A 15,744-nucleotide genomic window follows, 5' to 3' on the forward strand; every position below is an offset into this window, starting at 1 on the left:
GAACGGCTGCGACTCCAGCGGAGAGGGCTCCAGTTCCGGAACACCCCCACACCCCCACCCACCCAGACAGAACAAGACCAGGCCATACTTCGCGCGCATTTGTGTCTCCTCCCCCTCGGAGCACGGGCTGCGACGGTGGGAACCGCGGAAGCCCTGAGCAGCCGCCCCTCGGTCCAAGCAAGCTGTCCATCGCAAGACAGGGCTCGGCCCCTGGGCCCCCTGCCGAAATGCCCCAGAATCACCCCCGCGCGCCGACACGCCCCTCCATCGGGTGCCTTCGGAAGTGATACAGAAAGGACGCATGGCAGCAGTGGAGTCGCGAGGCCCCCAGGACACGGAACGCTGGTTGTGCGCCGGGCTCACCCTCGCGCGACAAGAAGGCCTCGAAGCGGAGTCCCTCGCCACGAGCGTGCCCTGGCTCCTGGCCACGCTCGCGGAGACACCCACGCTTCCGCCACCCGCGCTGGTCGCGGACCTGGGAAGGCTCGTCGCCGGCCATCCCCTGGCCCCATCCCTGCCCATCCCCGACACCCTGCCCCGCCTTCGCGCCGCGGTGCGCGCTTACGACGACCATGTCCTCGCGAGGCTCGCCGCCGAGCCTCACCTGGAGGCCGTGTCCGCCGCGCTCGCCCGCCTGCCGGAGCCGCTGCGGCCCCGAGGCGTGGCCTTCCTCGTGGCCCGCCTCCTCTCCCGCATGGGCTTCACCGCCGGCACCTCCGTGAGCCCCGCCCTCGCGCGGCGCGTCCTGGAACGTCCACCTGGGGAACTGTTGTCATCCGGATACACCTCCCTGCGCGAGCCCGGCCCCGCGTTGGAGCAGCTGGCCCAGGGCTACGAGTCCCTCAGCACCGGGGCCCGGCGCGCGAGTGCCCTGCTGGGTGACGCGGAAGCCTTCACGCTGGAGAACCTGGAGCACCTCCAGGGCAAGGCGCAGCGGCTGGCGCTGGAACAGGCGGTGGAAGCCGCCGAGGCCCTCTCGCGCGCCCTTCCGCCCCGCCTCCGCGCACGCCCCGTGTCCACCGGCCCCGCGCCCACCGCGCTGGAGGATGACGCCGCGTTTCCGCAGGGCGGGTTCTCCTCCGTCTCCAACGTGGGCAGCCTGGAGAACCTGGTCACCTCCGAGCTCGTCTACATGGAGGATGAGCCCACGCTCGACTTGTTCGACGTGCGCTACGTCGAGGGCGAGCTGCTCTACTACACCCGCGACGAAAGCCTCGCCGTGCGTCGTCGCCGCGTGGTGACCTTCGTCCTCCCGCCGAGCCTCGCGGACGCGCGGGTGAAGGACACCGGCGTGCGGTGGCAGCGCGCAGTGGTGGCCATGGGACTGGTGTTGTGCCTGGTGCGCCGGCTGTCCGTGTGGCTGGGAGACCAGGAGCTGCGCTTCCAGGTCGCCTTCCCCTGGGATGGCGACGGGCCCCACCCGCTGGAGGCGGAGCGCGGCCTGTGCGAGCTGCTGCTGCGCGAGTGGCGAGCCCGGGGGACCGCGGAGATTCTCACCCCACGAGACTCCGACGAGGTGCTGGCGAACGCGGCGGTGCAGGCGAAGCGGGCCCGGGTGGACGTGCTGTTGCTCGACGCGACCCGTCAAACGCGGCTCGACACGACGAAGGTGCCCGCCCGCGTGGGGATGCATCACCTGGATTTGAGCGAGCCGAGCCCGAGGCTCCATGTGCCGGGCCGGGGGACTTCGTCACCCGCGCGTGAAATCCCGGAAGTTGGCGCCGAGGGCGGCCCTCCCGAGACGCCATGGGAGGCCTGGACCGGCACGACGCTTGAGCTTGCGCGAGGGCTTCTCTAGCGTCCGGTCCGGGAAGCGCCACGCTCGGCGCAGGAGAGGACGGGCCATGCCGCGGTACGAGTTCAAGGAAGGCAGCTCCAACAAGTTCTGGGAGATCACGTTCGAAGGAAAGTCCTTCACGACGCGATGGGGCCGCATCGATACCGACGGCCAGGAGAAGACGCAGTCCTTCGACTCTCCCGAGGCGGCGCAGAAGGAGTACGACAAGCTCGTCCGCGAGAAGGAGAAGAAGGGCTACGAGCTGGTGGGCGACGGTGAAGGGGGCGAGGACGGGGACGACGAGTCGCCGAGCGTCGAGGGCAAGTCCAACCCGGAGCTGGAGGCCGCCATCCAGAAGGACCCGGCCAACGTGGACGCGTACCTCGTCTACGGCGACTGGCTCCAGAGCCAGGGCGACCCGCGCGGCGAGCTGGTCGCGCTGCAGCACGCGGTGTCGAAGGCCGAGGGCACGGAGGCCTCCACCCTCAAGCGGCAGATCACCGCGCACATCAAGAAGCACAAGGCGCTGCTGCTCGGTGGACTGGCCAAGGCCTGGTCCGAAGAGGAGCTCAAGGTGGAGTGGCACCTGGGCTTCATCCGCGACGCGCGGCTGGGCAAGAAGGACTACGACTCCGAGCTGGAGGTCCCCGAGACGCTGGTGAAGCTGCTCGCGCACCCCTCGGCGAAGTTCCTCCAGTCGCTCACCATCGGCATGGTGGATATGGAGGGCGAGAACTATTACGCCGGCGTCGTCGAGGCCATCGTCAAGACGAAGGGCATGCCCACGCTGCGCAGCCTGTTCCTCGGCGACTTCGAGTACCCGGACGAGACGGAGATCTCCTGGTCGTACATCAACGACGTCACGGGGCTCTACAAGGTGCTGCCCAACCTGCGCTCGCTGCGGCTGCGCGGCGCGGACGCGGACCTGGGCAAGATTGACCTGCCGGAGCTGCGTGAGTTCTCGATGGAGACGGGCGGCCTGCCCTTGGGCGCGGTGAAGTCCATCGCCAGCGCGAACTGGCCGAAGCTGGAGAAGCTGGAGGTCTGGTTCGGCTCGGAGAACTACGGCGCGGAGGGCGGCGTGGAGGACATCCAGCCCATCCTCGACGGCAAGGGACTGTCGAACGTCAAGGTGCTGGGCCTGCGCAACTCGGAGTTCACGGACGAGCTGGCGAAGGCGCTGCCCACCGCGAAGATTCTCCCCCAGCTTGAGAAGCTGGACCTGTCCATGGGCTGTCTGTCGGACACGGGCGCGCAGACGCTCGCGGACAACGCCGCGGCGTTCAAGCACCTCAAGCACCTGGACGTGACGGAGAACACGCTCACCAAGGCCGGCGAGAAGCTGGTGGCGAAACTGGCCGCGACGGTGGCGGCGGGCAGCCAGCGCGACTACGACGAGGAATACCGTTACGCGGCGGTGGGCGAGTAGCACTCCATGACGGCGGTGCCTGACTTCATCCTCATCGGCAACGCCGAGAACCGGCGCGTCACGTTGTTCCAGGACGCGCTGGCCCGCCAGGGCCTTCCTCCCGCGACGGTGGTGCCCTGGCGGGAGCTGGTGAAGCACCCCGCCCTCCTCGCGCGGCTGCCCGACACGGACGCCTTTGTCCGCATCGACGCCGCGGGGGAGAGCTGGGAGGTGGAGAAGGCGCTGCTCAAGCGCGGCCATGAAGACGCGCTGGAGCACGGCTGTCAGGTGCTCGCGCCGGAGGACGTGGACGCGCTCGTCGAGGACCACGGGCGAATCCTGGCTCCACGACAGGGGCACCTGGGCTTCCTGCGAGTCCTCTCCGAGTTGGAGGCGGTGTTCCGGGAGCGGCCTCGCTGGAGGGTGCTCCAATCGCCCGCGAGCATCGCCGACCTGTTCGACAAGCGCATCACCTCACGGAGGTACGCGGCGTTGGGGGTGCCCGTGCCGGAGCCCTTGGACGGAGTGACGGACGTGGCCTCGCTGCGCGAGCGGATGGACGACGAGGACTGGCGCGAGGTCTTCGTGAAGGTGTCCTGCGGCTCGTCGGCGTCGTGTCTGGCCATCTTCCGCAGACACCGCGAGCGGGAGTCGCTGGTCACCACCATCGAGCAGGCACCGACGGGTTGGTACAACTCGCTCAAGGTGCGTCGAATCGCGGAGCCGGACCGCGTGGAGGACGTGCTGGGCTTCCTGCTGCGCGAGGGCTCACAGGTGGAGCGCTCGATTCCCAAGGCGCGACTGGGCGGCGACACCTTCGACTGTCGGGTGCTCACCGTGGGTGGGGAGCCCGCCTTCACGGTGGTGCGCCAGAGCCGAGGCCCCATCACCAACCTGCACCTGGGCGGCTGGCGTGGCGAGCCGGAGGAGCTGGAAGCAGCGGTGCCGCGCAACGAATGGAAGGCCGCGATGGAGAGCTGCCGCGTGGTGGCGCGGGCCCATGACTGCCTTCACGTGGGCATCGACCTGATGTTCGAGGAGCACTTCACCGGGCACCGAGTGGTGGAGGCGAACGCCTTCGGCGACCTGCTGCCCGGCCTGCAGCGCGAGGGATTCAGCGTCTACGAGTGGGAGATTCGCGAGGCACTGGCACTGGCTCGTGCCAATGCCTCTCCTCTCAGCCCGTGACGCTCACCAGCGTCAGTCGCAGCCCGTGGCGTCGCGAGAGGGCACCCAGTTGCAATCGAAGGTGTGCACCTCGCCAGTGGCACGACCCCGCCCAGGAGCCGAGTCGAGCATCGTGTTCCAGAACCGCGAGAGTACCGAGGTGAGCGAGTTGGCGGGCCCCGTCGGCGGGTCGCTGTTGTAGAGCAGTGCCGCATGCACGTTCGGCTCGGAGGTACCGTTGGCGCGGAGCACGACGGGGTCGCTCGGCGCGAAGAGCCACTTCATGCGCGACGACGTGTTGTCTCCAGTGATTCCCATGGCCCGATTCATGGACTCCACCCAGGTGGCACGGGCCGCGCGCTCCGCCGGGGTGTTGGTCGTCGATTGGAACGGCAGCCCGGTGTTCGACATGTAGAGCTGGTCCTGGCGGTTCTGCCAGACAAGCGTGGGCAGGTCGAAGCCCCCTTCCGACACGGGTGCGGTGATGATGTCGTAGAGCACCGGACCACTGATGCACTCGTGCGGAGGATGTACGGGGTCCCCCGGCGTCCGCGCGGCCACACAGGACGGAGTAAGCGAAGACTTCCAGATGCTCGTCAACTGCTCGAAGGCCTCCAGCCCCGAGCCAATCCCCAGCACGGGATAGTCTGGATGATTCCAGTCGAGCGGCAGGTACCCGGCGCCCGGAAAGACAAGCAGCCGTCCCGCCTTCGCGGCCTTGGGGAGTCGCTTCACGACGCGATGCGTGTTGTTGAAGGCGCCAAAGCCTCCCGCCGAGCCACCCCGCCACAACACGCGCAGCGGCTTGTTGTCGTCCAGGCCATACCGCTCGACGAGCACGGCGAGCATCGCCTCCACGTTGTAGGCCCCCGTGAAGCGCCAATCCCGCTGCGTCCCCTTGTAGGTGATGTCGGGCGCATCCAGTGCCGTACCCGTCCACAAGTCACTCGAGCAGTAATGGCCAAGCACATCGATGGCGCCACTGAAGTCGTCGGGGCTCACGGGATCGCGCTCACGCAGCGCCCGGTCCGCCGGCAGGTTCACCGACGACACCAGGTCGATGGCCCGATTGCCGCAGCCCCCCAGCGGACTCTCACTGTCGAACGCGCAGAAGCCACCGCCTTCGAGGCGCAGCACCCACTGCGCCGGAAGAGCCCCTCCCGGAGGAACTGGGGGGAAGGTGACCTCCAGGACGAACTCGTCGCCCAGGTTGCACCGGGCATCCGTCCAGCGGACGTCCCGAAGCGCCGGGCGCACCGTCTCCGTCAACCGGCGCATGGGATTGCCGGCGCGAGTACACGCGGTCACGTTGTAGCCATTGCCCGAGGGCCGACAGGTGGCCGTTCCCCCGGACCAGGCGGACGCAAGCGAGGAGCAGGATACCGAGGCGCCAGGCACACACGCCGTCGCCACGGCTTCGAGCGATGGGCCCGTGGCGCCCACTTCGGAGAGGGGCGCATGGCGAGGTTCCGCCCCACCACAGGCGGCACAGGTCAGGACGACAGGGAGCAGCAGGAGGAGGGAGCGCATTCCCTCTCAACCCACGACACTCAAGAGAGTTGCGGAGGTCCTGTTTCGATTCTCAATGAGAGAACCCGCGGACTGGCCCGTGGCACCGGGCTGGGAGACGCGCCGAATCACGCGTCCCCCAGGAGCGGTCATCTCATTACGGCGTCGTGAGGATTCCCGTGAAGGCTGTGGCGTTGGCGACCGGGAAGGCGGTGCGCAGGGGATGGCGCGAGAGGTCCAGGTCGCCCTGACGGAAGGCCCGCACGCTCATGATGTAGGACGCGCCGGGGACAAGCACGCCTGGAGGCAGCGTGACGTGAGACTGGGCGGTACGAATCCTGACGCCGAGTGCCGCGACGGTGCGCGTACCCGACACGAAGAGCCGCCGGATGGAGACTTCATGCGCGGACGGCGTACCGGCAGCGGGAGCGGACCAGCTCAGCGTTGGCGTGAGGGACGTCATCGTCTGGTCCACCGTGGCCACGGCACCATCGATGCTCAGGCTCCGCACGGGCGTGAGGAGCGGAGCCAGGGGCTGGCCCTCGACCTTCCGCAGGAGGTTCGTATACGACACGCCCGCGCTCTGCCGGGTGGGCTGCGTCCCTCCCAGCGCGAAGGTGACACTGACGGGATAGACGACACTCGCGACCGCCGGCCACTCCCGCGGGAAGGGATTGCCATAACGGAGCGGGAGCGCGGGCGAGCCCTCGTGGAGGTCCGCCTCGAACAGGTCTGGGATGCTGGAGAAGAAGCCAGGGCCCTTGCCGGCGGGCAGGACACTCACACCGAGCTCCGGCTGGCGGCCTGGAGTCCTCTCGGCCCGGGGATGCACATCCGCGATAGCGGGCGTGAAGGCCGCCTCGTGGAACTCGTAGGAGAGCTGCTCCGTCTGGGCAACCTCCGTGAAACCTCCCTGCAAGAGGGTGCTCTGCCCCTCCGGCGTGGTGAAGGGAGCCGGAATGAAGACCTCCGTCAGCGACCGGGAGTCGCCCGTGGCGGAGGTCGACAGGTGGGTCAGCATCGCGGAATCACCCTGGGCTGAATCCACCAGCCGGTTCTCCGAAGACCAGGCGAGGTTGAATGAAGCCTGGGCCAACTCGGTGTCGCCTGCCGTCGGCGCGCCCTCGTCGAACCCCCCATGCAAGTCGATGACGACCATCCCCGCGTTGGCGGAGATGAGCTGGAGCAGGTCACCAGGAAGCCACGGGCGCATGGCCGCTACGTCGAACACCAGGTGCGTGGAGGAGTCAGGAGTCCGCTGGCCCACGCGCCCGAGCTTGTGCTCGCTCAGGTCGAGTCGGCGCTCGACGCTCGAGAACCAGGGCAGCTCATCCCCGACACGAAGGGTATACGTGGCGCCTGGAGGGATGCCTGGAACGACGAAGGTTCCATCAGAAGCGCCCGTGCCAGGGTAATGGAAGAAGCTCCCATCGGCGCCTTGAGCCCAGGCCTCGATGGGAACCGAGGAGAGGTCCACGGGGACCTTCTGCTTGCCTTCGGACGTGTGGTGAATGAAATGCCGATGCCCCCGAATACCAGCCGTCGCCTTCCCCACCTCATTCGTCGAGGCAGGCGCGGCAGTGGAGAGCAGGAACAAACCGGTGGCCAGGAGTGGCGAGTAACGAAAGGGAGTCATACTTCTCCTCTACGTGCTCAGTCCGGCCCCTGAGGGTGTCATCGACGTCATCGCCAGAATGTCCTGACGTGAGTCTTTCCACAAACCCCCGCCCCCGGCCGGAGCCCGCCACGAAGGCGGACTCCAGCCTGGAAGCCTTTCGACTCAGGCTTCGGGAGGCGTGTCCAACACGGGCTTGCGTCGGTTGAACAACCGCTGCACGACGACGAAGAACAGCGGCACGAAGAAGATACCCAGCAGCGTGCCGACAATCATGCCACCGAGCACGCCGGTGCCAATGGCCCGCTGCGCACCCGAGCCCGCGCCGGACGCAATCGCCAACGGCGTCACGCCGAAGCCGAACGCCAGCGACGTCATCAGGATGGGCCGCAGACGCGAGCGCACCGCGCTCAACGTCGCCTCAATCAACTCCATGCCCTTGTCGAGGTTCTCCTTCGCGAACTCGACGATGAGGATGGCGTTCTTGCTGGAGAGTCCCACGGTCGTCAGCATCGCGACCTGGAAGTAGACGTCGCGGTCCATGCCCCGCAGCGTGCTTCCCAGCACCGTCCCGAGAATTCCCAGCGGCGCCACGAGCAGCACGGCGGTGGGAATCGTCCAGCTCTCGTACATCGCCGCCAGGCAGAGGAAGACCAGCAGCAGCGAGAGCGTGTAGAGCAACGGGGTCTGCGCGCCCGCCGCGCGCTCCTGGTACGACTGCCCCGTCCACTCCAGGCCCACGCCGGGCGGAAGCTGGGAGACCAGCCGCTCCACTTCGGCCATCGCCACGCCGGAGCTGACGCCCGGAGCGGCCTCGCCGTTCATCTCCATCGCCGACACGCCGTTGAAGCGCTCGAGCCGAGGCGAACCCGAACCCCAGCGCGGACTCGCGAAGGCCGAGAACGGAACCATCTCACCCTTCATGTTGCGCACCGACCAGCGGTTGAAGTCCTCGGGGGCCATCCGGAAAGGCGCATCGGCCTGGATGAACACCCGCTTGACGCGACCCCGGTCGATGAAGTCGTCGATGTACTGCCCACCCCACGCCACGGAGAGCGTGTTGTTGATCTCCGCGGTCGCGAGCCCCAGCGCGGAGGCCTTCGCGACATCGACGTCGACGCGGAACTGGGGCGTGTCCTCCTGTCCGTTCGGACGCACGTTCGCGAGCAGGCTGCTCTGCGACGCCGCGCCAAGGAACTGGTTGCGCGCGGCGGTCAGCGCCTCGTGGCCCAGACCGACGTTGTCCTTCAGGAAGAAGGAGAAGCCCGCGGAGGTGCTCAGCTCAGCCACCGCGGGAGGCGGGAAGGCGAAGGCGAGCGCATCTTGAATCTGCGCCAGCTCTCCCATGGCCCGGCCCGCCACGGCGTTGACGCCGAGATTGGGCGCCTTCCGCTCGGCCCAGTCCTTGAGGCTGATGAAGGCGACGCCAGCGTTCTGACCGCTGCCGCCGAAGCTGAAGCCCTGCACGCTGAACATCGCGTTGACGGTGTCCTTCTCGCTCTCGAGGAAGTGCCGCTCCACCCGCTCAATCACCTTCATGGTGCGCTCCTGCGTCGCACCCACGGGCGTCTGCACCATCGCGAACAGGAAGCCCTGGTCCTCCGAAGGAAGGAAGGAGCTCGGCAGGCGAAGGAACAACACCACCATCACCGCCACCATCGCGACGAAGGCGAGCATGAAGCGCTTGCTCCGCGACAGGATTCCGCGCACCGCCCGCTGGTACTGCGCATTGCTCTTGTCGAACCCGCGATTGAACGCCCCGAAGAACCCCGTCTCCTTCGCGTGGTGTCCCTTCGCAATCGGCTTGAGCAGCGTCGCGCAGAGCGCCGGCGTGAGCACGATGGCGACCAGCACCGAGAGCGCCATGGACGTCACGATGGTCACCGAGAACTGCCGGTAGATGACACCCGTGGAGCCCGCGAGGAACGCCATGGGCACGAACACCGCGGACAGCACGACGCCAATGCCCACCAGCGCGCTGGTGATCTGATCCATCGACTTGCGGGTGGCCTCCAGGGGAGACAGGCCCTCCTCGCTCATCAGTCGCTCGACGTTCTCGACGACGACGATGGCGTCATCGACGAGCAGACCGATGGCGAGCACCATCGCGAACATCGTCAGCATGTTCGCCGAGTACCCCAACGCGGTGAGCACCCCCAGCGTCCCCAGCAGCACCACGGGCACCGCGATGGTCGGAATCAGCGTCGCGCGGAAGTTCTGGAGGAACAGGTACATCACCAGGAACACCAGGAGGATGGCCTCGAGCAGCGTCGAGACGACGCCCATGATGGCCACTCGCACGAACGGAGTCGTGTCGAACGGCACCACCGCCTTCATTCCCTTCGGCAGCAGCGGCTTGAGTTCCTCCAGCGCGGCGGTGATGCCCTGCGCCGTCTCCAGCGCGTTGGCGCCCGTGGCCAGCGACACGGCCACGCCGGTGGCGGGCTTGCCGTTGTAGCGGCTGATGACGCTGTAGTCCTCGGAGCCCAGCTCCACCCGGGCCACATCCCCGAGCCGCAGCAGGGAGCCTTCCGAATTGCCGCGCACGATGATGTTCCGGAACTGCTCCGCCGTCTGGAGGCGGTCCTGCGCCGTCACCGTCGCGTTGAGCTGCTGGCCCTGCACCGCGGGCGTTCCACCCAACTGCCCCACCACCACTTGCTGGTTCTGGGCCCGGATGGCGCCGATGACGTCGGTCGGCGTCAGCGTGTAGGTGTCCAGCTTGTTCGGGTCCAGCCAGATGCGCATCGCGTACTTCGTGCCGAACACCTGGGTGGCGCCCACTCCGGGAACGCGGGAGATGGGGTCCACCATGTTCGTGGCGACGAAGTCCTGGATGTCGTCGCCCGACATGCTGCCGTCCTCGGAGACGAAGCCAATCACCTGCAGGAAGCCCGTGCTCGCCTTGCTCACGGAGATGCCCTGCTGCTGCACGGTCTGCGGCAACAACGGCGTCGCCAGCTGCAGCTTGTTCTGCACCTGCACCTGCGCGATGTCCGGGTCGGTGCCGTTGCGGAACGTCAGGATGATGTTGGCCGAGCCGTTCGACTCGCTCGTCGCCGACATGTAGAGCAACCCATCGAGCCCCTTCATGCTCTGCTCGATGACCTGCGTGACGGAGTCCTCGATGGCCTTCGCGGAGGCACCGGGATAGACGGCGTTCACCGTCACCGTGGGGGGCGCGATGGCCGGGTACTGCGCGATGGAAAGCTGGGTGATGGACAGCGCGCCGGCCATCATGATGATGATCGCCAGAACCCAGGCGAAGATCGGTCGATCAATGAAGAATCGTGCCATGTGAAGGTCCGGTCACTCTTGGGACTTCGCGGGGACCAGGGGTTCGGCTTCCCCTGGCTTCGCGACAGTCGAGGGGGCTTCGGTCGCCTGGACCGGCATCCCCGGTTGGATTTTCTGGAGGCCTTCGATGATGACCCGGTCACCCTCGACCAGGCCGCTGTCGACCAACCACCGGTCGCCCACCGTCCGATTGGCCTGGACGACGCGCGGCTCGACCTTGCCGTCCTTGCCCACCACCAGGGCGGTGGCGTTTCCCTTCGGGTCCCTGGCGATGCCCTGCTGAGGCACGAGGAGCCCCTGCTGGCGCAGCCCGTTGCCCACGAGGGCGCGGACGTACATGCCGGGCAACAGGGACTGGTCGGGGTTGGGCACCGTCACGCGCAGCGCGAAGCTGCCCGTGCCCGGGTCCACCGTCACGTCGGAGAACGTCAGCGAGCCCGGGTGTTCGTAGCGGCTGCCGTCCTCGAGGAGGATGGTCACCGGCGTGCTGTCGGTGCTCTTGAGCGTCCCAGCGCTCAGCTCCTTGCGCAGCCGCAGCAGCTCGCCGCTGGACTGACTCACGTCGACGTAGAGAGGATCCAACTGCTGCACCACCGCGAGCGCCGTCGGCTGATTGGCCGTGACGAGCGCGCCCTGGGTGACCGACGACTTGCCGATGCGACCGGCGATGGGTGAGGTGATGCGGGCGTAGTTCAGCGTCACGCTCGCTCGCTGCAACGCGGCCTGGGCGGCCTTCACGTCCGCCTCCGCCTGGCCCAGGGCGGCAATCGCCTTCTCGTTGTCCGCCGCGGTGACGGCCTCCAGCCGGGTCAGCTCGGCCGACCTCTTGGCGGTCAGGGCAGCCGACGTCAAGGTCGCCTGGGCACGCTCGAGCGCGGCCCTGGCGCTGCCGTAGTCCGCGCGGTAGGTCGCGTCCTCAAGCTCGTAGAGCGGCTGGCCTGCCTTGACCACGCCCCCTTCGGTGAACAGCCGGCGCTGGACCAGCCCGTTGACCTGGGGCCGCACCTCGGCGACGAGGAAGGCATTGGTACGACCCGGCAGCTCCCGGGTCAGGAGTACGGACTCCGCCTTCAGGGTGACGACGGTGACCTGGGAAGGCCCATAGGACTCCTGCGGCGGGGCTGCCTTCTGACAGGCGGCCAGCAGCGCGGCGCAGGACGACATTCCAACGAGCGCCAGCCGGAGCGAGCGCGAGCGAGACCACATGAAAACCTCGGGAGCGGGGATGGGAACAGGGCGCCAGCCATCAGCGCGCCCCTTCCTCTATCGAAAGCGTGGGTTCCTGCCACCAAAACCTGACGAACATTGGAGCGAACCCCACGGGGCGAAAATCGCTGGACACTTACGAAAGTGCCCCCGGTAGTCTGACAAGGCGCTGGAAATCCCGATTGGACCGTGAGCACCGCTCCTTGAAATGCTTGGGGACAGCTCAAGGAGCCGTGATGCCGCGCACCCCCTCTTCTCGTCGGAAGCACCCTCGCCAGCAGCGGGCCCAGGCCACGTGCGATGCCATCCTCACCGCCACCGCCCGCCTCCTCATCCGTGACGGCTACGAGGCCACGACCACCAACCACATCGCGCAGGAGGCCGGCGTCAGCATCGGCTCGCTCTACCAGTACTACCCGAACAAGGAGGGGCTGGTGTTCGCCGTGCTGGAGCACCACGGCACGCGGTGGCTCGCGGAGCTCGAGACGGCGCTGCGCGACTTCGCCTCGGCGCCGCTGAACATCGCGGTCCGCGCCATCATCCAGCAGATCCTCTCCAGCAAGCGGCTGCGCTCCCAGCTTGATCCGCTCCGGCATGTCCTGCTGCCGGTGCTGCGTCCGCTGGGCTACGTGGACACCTTCGAGCAACAGCTCTCCCGTCTCGTGAGAACCTTCCTCGCGGCGCGACTGGAGGACATCCGTCCGCGTGAGCTGGACATGGCCGTCTTCATCATCGTCCACACGCTGGAGGCGCTCTGCCATTCCGCGGGAATGGACCGCCCCGACTACCTCACGAACGAAGCGTTCCCGGAGGAGCTGTGCGCGCTCGTGCTCGGCTACCTCCGCCTGGAGCCCGCGGCACTCAGCCACCCGCCGCACACGTCCACCGCGCCTCGACAGAAATATGAGCAATAGGCCCGTGGAGCACGCTCCGAGGCCCCCGTTCCCCTCGGAGACGGGAATGTGAGCAGCCATGCGAGTTGAGCCGGGGTGCAATCAAATACATCCTGATTGCACCTCCAGCGCTTGTCGCCACGGCTCTCCACTCCATGAATCTGAATCCCGATGACCAGCAGCGGGCCGCCGCGTACCAGCAGCTCGCGCTCGGAGCCTTTCCCGTCCTCACCCAGCCGCAGCTCGACGCCATCCGGAACCGGGCCCGCGACTATCAATCACAGTTCCGCGCGCACCCCGCGCTTCACGACACCGTCAACGTGCTCCTGCTCCTGGGGCTGTTCGCGGCGGACCTGCTATCCCTGACGTTGCTGCCCTCCCTCCTGCCGTGGCCCCTGTCGACCCCAGGCGGCACGGTGCTGGCGGGGGTGGTGTCGGGCGCGGTGCATGGCTTTCTGGTGTGCGGCATCGTCACCTTCAGCGTCCACGAGGGCGCCGCGCACAACCTCCTCATCCTCGGCAGGGGCCGCGTCGCGCGGGGGCTGCGGGTGCTCGCGAACAATGCCTGTCGGCTCTTCCTCGCGGACCCGCTCCATTACGCGGAGGCCCACGCGAGTCATCACCGGAGCCTGGGGACGCCCGACGACGGCTCCTTCACCCACTTCGTCCGCTTCCGTCGGCTCCTGGGCAGCCTGCTCCCGCTGGCACCCATGCTCAGCCACTCGGACTACTTCCCGTGGCGGCCCCAGGAACACACTCGCAGCCGCCGGCTCTCCGTCGCGCTGACCAACGCGTACCTCGCGCTCTGCGCGGTGCTGGCCACCTGGCTGCATGGCTTTCTCTTCACCGGGGTGGCGCTGTTCCTCGTCGGCAGCTGGCTCAGCTTCGTCCTGGACCGGCTCCGCGAGAGCACCGAGCACCTCTTCATGCCCCTGGACCGGGTGAATGGAACGCGAGAGCTGGGCCTGGGGTTCTGGGGGCTGCTCCTCGGAGGCGGGCCCTGGGGACAGCCGTGTCATCTGGCGCATCACCTGGCGCCCGCGCTGCCCTGGTACCAGCAGCTTCGCCTGCACTTCTTCCTGCGCCGCCTGTTGACCCCGGAGCAGCGGCGTCACTTCTTCCTGAGGCCTGTCGTCGGCCTCCCCGCGCTGCTCTGGCGTCTGGCCACCGCGACACCTCCCGCGCCGGCCCGGGACTGAAAGGTTCACTCCATGACACTTCCTTCTCAACGCGCTGACGCGCCCGCGAGGGGTGCGCCCTTCGACGCCATCTTCATCGGCTCGGGAATCGGCTCACTGGGCGCGGCGGCGGTGCTCGCGCGGCACGGCCTGAAGGTGCTCGTGCTGGAGCGCCACTCCGTCGCCGGAGGAATGACCCACACCTTCCAACGCAAGGGCTACGAGTGGGATGTCGGCGTGCACTGCCTGGGCAAGCTGCATGACCCCGACGCCCCGCTGCGACGCGTGTTCGACTTCGTCACCGACGGAGCGCTCGGCTGGGCGCGGATGGACCGCGTCTATGACCGGCTCGTCTTCGACGACCAGCGCTACGACTTCGTCACCGGCGCGGAGGCGTTCGAGGCCGAGCTGGGCCGCGCCTTCCCCGCCGAACGCAAGGCCATCGCCACGTACCTGAAGCTGCTGCGCGGCGTGGAGCGAGCATCCCAGCGCTACTTCATCCAGCACGTCCTCCCCCGCTGGCTGACGCCGCTCACCTATCCCGCGCTCGGCTGGCCCTTCCGCCGCCACTCGAACCGGACGACGCGGGACGTGTTGCGCTCGCTCACGTCGGACTCGCGCCTGCTGGGTGTCCTCACCGGCCAATGGGGCAACTACGCCCTTCCTCCCGGAGACAGCAGCTTCGCCATGCACGCCCTCATGGCCGAGTACTACCTGGAGGGCGGCTGCTATCCCGTGGGTGGCGCCGGAAGCATCCTGGGCCACATCGCCCCGGTCATCACCCGCGCCGGGGGACAGGTTCGCGTCCGTGCCGAGGTGAAGGAGATCCTCGTACGAGACGGTCGTGCCCTGGGCGTGCGCCTCGCCAGCGGCGAAGAACTCCTTGCCCGGCATGTCGTCAGCGGCGCGGGCGCGGCGCAGACGCTGGGGGTGTTGCTCCCGGAGGCCTGGCGACCTCCCGAGGCCGTGCGAGCCCTCCAACGGATTCCCCAGTCCATCGGACACCTCGGCCTGTACCTGGGCCTCCGAGGCACACCCGAGGAGGTGGGCCTGCCCGCCACCAACGTGTGGGTCCACGCCGGCTATGACCACGACGCGAACCTGCGCGCGTTCAGGGCTGACGCCTCGGCGCCGCTTCCCGTCGTCTACCTGAGCTCCTCCTCCGCGAGGGACCCCTCGTGGGCTCAGCGCCACCCGGGGCGCTCCACGCTCACCGCCGTGTGTCCCGTGCCCTACGCCTGGTTCGAGAAATGGGAGGGCACGCGCTGGCATCGGCGAGGGCCCGAGTACGAGGCCCTCAAGGCCCAGCTCTCCGAGCGACTGCTCTCCGTCGTCCTCGCCCAGTTCCCTCGGCTGCGCGGGAGGGTGGAGCACCAGGAGTTGTCCACGCCGCTCAGCACCGCGCACTTCTCCAATCGCTTGCAGGGCTCCATCTACGGACTGGAGCACAGCCCGGAGCGCTTCCGGCAACCGTGGCTCCGCTCGCGACTTCCCATCCGCGACCTGCTCCTCGTGGGACAGGACGCCGTCTCCGTCGGCGTGGGCGCATCGCTCATGTCCGGCGTCCTCGCCGCCTCCGTCATCCTGCGACGCAACGTCCTGGGCGACATCGTCCGCCAGTCTTCTTCGCTCCGCGCGGCCTGACGGTCGCGACGCCTCCTTCCTCCACCTCTTCTGACGGCGCCCGCGAACCG

General features: G+C 68.1%; 10 protein-coding genes. 6 read left to right on the forward strand and 4 right to left on the reverse strand.

Translation table 11 applies throughout. The features are described from left to right. Positions 1-301: 301 nt before the first annotated feature. From HUA75_RS18400 to HUA75_RS18410, 3 genes are read left to right on the forward strand one after another with little or no spacing between them, the layout of a single operon-like run. The gene (locus tag HUA75_RS18400; protein WP_174487154.1) at positions 302-1,798 is read left to right on the forward strand and encodes a hypothetical protein; all 1,497 of its coding nucleotides are present in this window, start codon (positions 302-304) and stop codon (positions 1,796-1,798) included. Positions 1,799-1,844: 46 nt separating this feature from the next. Further along, a complete protein-coding gene (locus HUA75_RS18405) occupies positions 1,845-3,206 on the forward strand; it encodes a WGR domain-containing protein (protein WP_141645168.1) in 1,362 nt (453 codons plus the stop codon). 6 nt (positions 3,207-3,212) lie between these two features. Continuing rightward, the gene (locus tag HUA75_RS18410) at positions 3,213-4,373 is read left to right on the forward strand and encodes an STM4014 family protein (RefSeq protein WP_174487155.1); all 1,161 of its coding nucleotides are present in this window, start codon (positions 3,213-3,215) and stop codon (positions 4,371-4,373) included. 12 nt (positions 4,374-4,385) lie between these two features. Here the strand turns inward: HUA75_RS18410 and HUA75_RS18415 are convergent, their stop codons facing one another. From HUA75_RS18415 to HUA75_RS18430, 4 genes are all read right to left on the reverse strand, one after another. Next, positions 4,386-5,882 (reverse strand): pectin acetylesterase-family hydrolase, encoded by a 1,497-nt coding sequence (locus HUA75_RS18415; protein WP_174487156.1) that lies wholly within the window; start codon positions 5,880-5,882, stop codon positions 4,386-4,388. 136 nt (positions 5,883-6,018) lie between these two features. Next, complete coding sequence (locus HUA75_RS18420) at positions 6,019-7,338, reverse strand: hypothetical protein (protein ID WP_174487157.1); 1,320 nt, start codon at positions 7,336-7,338, stop codon at positions 6,019-6,021. Between the two features lie 303 nt (positions 7,339-7,641). Beyond that, on the reverse strand, positions 7,642-10,773 hold the full coding sequence (locus HUA75_RS18425; RefSeq protein WP_141645171.1) for an efflux RND transporter permease subunit: 3,132 nt from the start codon (positions 10,771-10,773) through the stop codon (positions 7,642-7,644). 12 nt (positions 10,774-10,785) lie between these two features. Then, positions 10,786-11,979, reverse strand: coding sequence for an efflux RND transporter periplasmic adaptor subunit (locus HUA75_RS18430; RefSeq protein WP_174462303.1), 1,194 nt, complete (start codon positions 11,977-11,979; stop codon positions 10,786-10,788). 236 nt (positions 11,980-12,215) lie between these two features. On the opposite strand from HUA75_RS18430, the gene HUA75_RS18435 reads away from it, so the two are divergent. The 3 genes from HUA75_RS18435 to HUA75_RS18445 all read left to right on the forward strand — a co-directional run bounded on the left by HUA75_RS18435 (position 12,216) and on the right by HUA75_RS18445 (position 15,694). Then, positions 12,216-12,893 (forward strand): TetR/AcrR family transcriptional regulator, encoded by a 678-nt coding sequence (locus HUA75_RS18435; RefSeq protein WP_141645172.1) that lies wholly within the window; start codon positions 12,216-12,218, stop codon positions 12,891-12,893. A 134-nt stretch (positions 12,894-13,027) separates the two neighbouring features. Beyond that, positions 13,028-14,071: a fatty acid desaturase gene (locus HUA75_RS18440; RefSeq protein WP_141645173.1), complete on the forward strand. Its 1,044-nt coding sequence runs from the start codon at positions 13,028-13,030 to the stop codon at positions 14,069-14,071. A gap of 12 nt (positions 14,072-14,083) precedes the next feature. Next, a complete protein-coding gene (locus tag HUA75_RS18445) occupies positions 14,084-15,694 on the forward strand; it encodes an NAD(P)/FAD-dependent oxidoreductase (RefSeq protein ID WP_174487158.1) in 1,611 nt (536 codons plus the stop codon). Positions 15,695-15,744: the final 50 nt, after the last annotated feature.

The sequence above is a fragment of the Myxococcus sp. CA040A genome (genome assembly GCF_013336725.1).
GTDB lineage: Bacteria > Myxococcota > Myxococcia > Myxococcales > Myxococcaceae > Myxococcus > Myxococcus llanfairpwllgwyngyllgogerychwyrndrobwllllantysiliogogogochensis.

Bases quoted from the DNA above. Each gene is read 5' to 3' on its own strand.
- HUA75_RS18400 (WP_174487154.1), top strand. From the start codon at position 302: ATGGCAGCAGTGGAGTCGCGAGGCCCCCAGGACACGGAACGCTGGTTG.
- HUA75_RS18405 (WP_141645168.1), top strand. From the start codon at position 1,845: ATGCCGCGGTACGAGTTCAAGGAAGGCAGCTCCAACAAGTTCTGGGAG.
- HUA75_RS18410 (WP_174487155.1), top strand. From the start codon at position 3,213: ATGACGGCGGTGCCTGACTTCATCCTCATCGGCAACGCCGAGAACCGG.
- HUA75_RS18415 (WP_174487156.1), bottom strand. From the start codon at position 5,882: ATGCGCTCCCTCCTCCTGCTGCTCCCTGTCGTCCTGACCTGTGCCGCC.
- HUA75_RS18425 (WP_141645171.1), bottom strand. From the start codon at position 10,773: ATGGCACGATTCTTCATTGATCGACCGATCTTCGCCTGGGTTCTGGCG.
- HUA75_RS18430 (WP_174462303.1), bottom strand. From the start codon at position 11,979: ATGTGGTCTCGCTCGCGCTCGCTCCGGCTGGCGCTCGTTGGAATGTCG.
- HUA75_RS18435 (WP_141645172.1), top strand. From the start codon at position 12,216: ATGCCGCGCACCCCCTCTTCTCGTCGGAAGCACCCTCGCCAGCAGCGG.
- HUA75_RS18440 (WP_141645173.1), top strand. From the start codon at position 13,028: ATGAATCTGAATCCCGATGACCAGCAGCGGGCCGCCGCGTACCAGCAG.
- HUA75_RS18445 (WP_174487158.1), top strand. From the start codon at position 14,084: ATGACACTTCCTTCTCAACGCGCTGACGCGCCCGCGAGGGGTGCGCCC.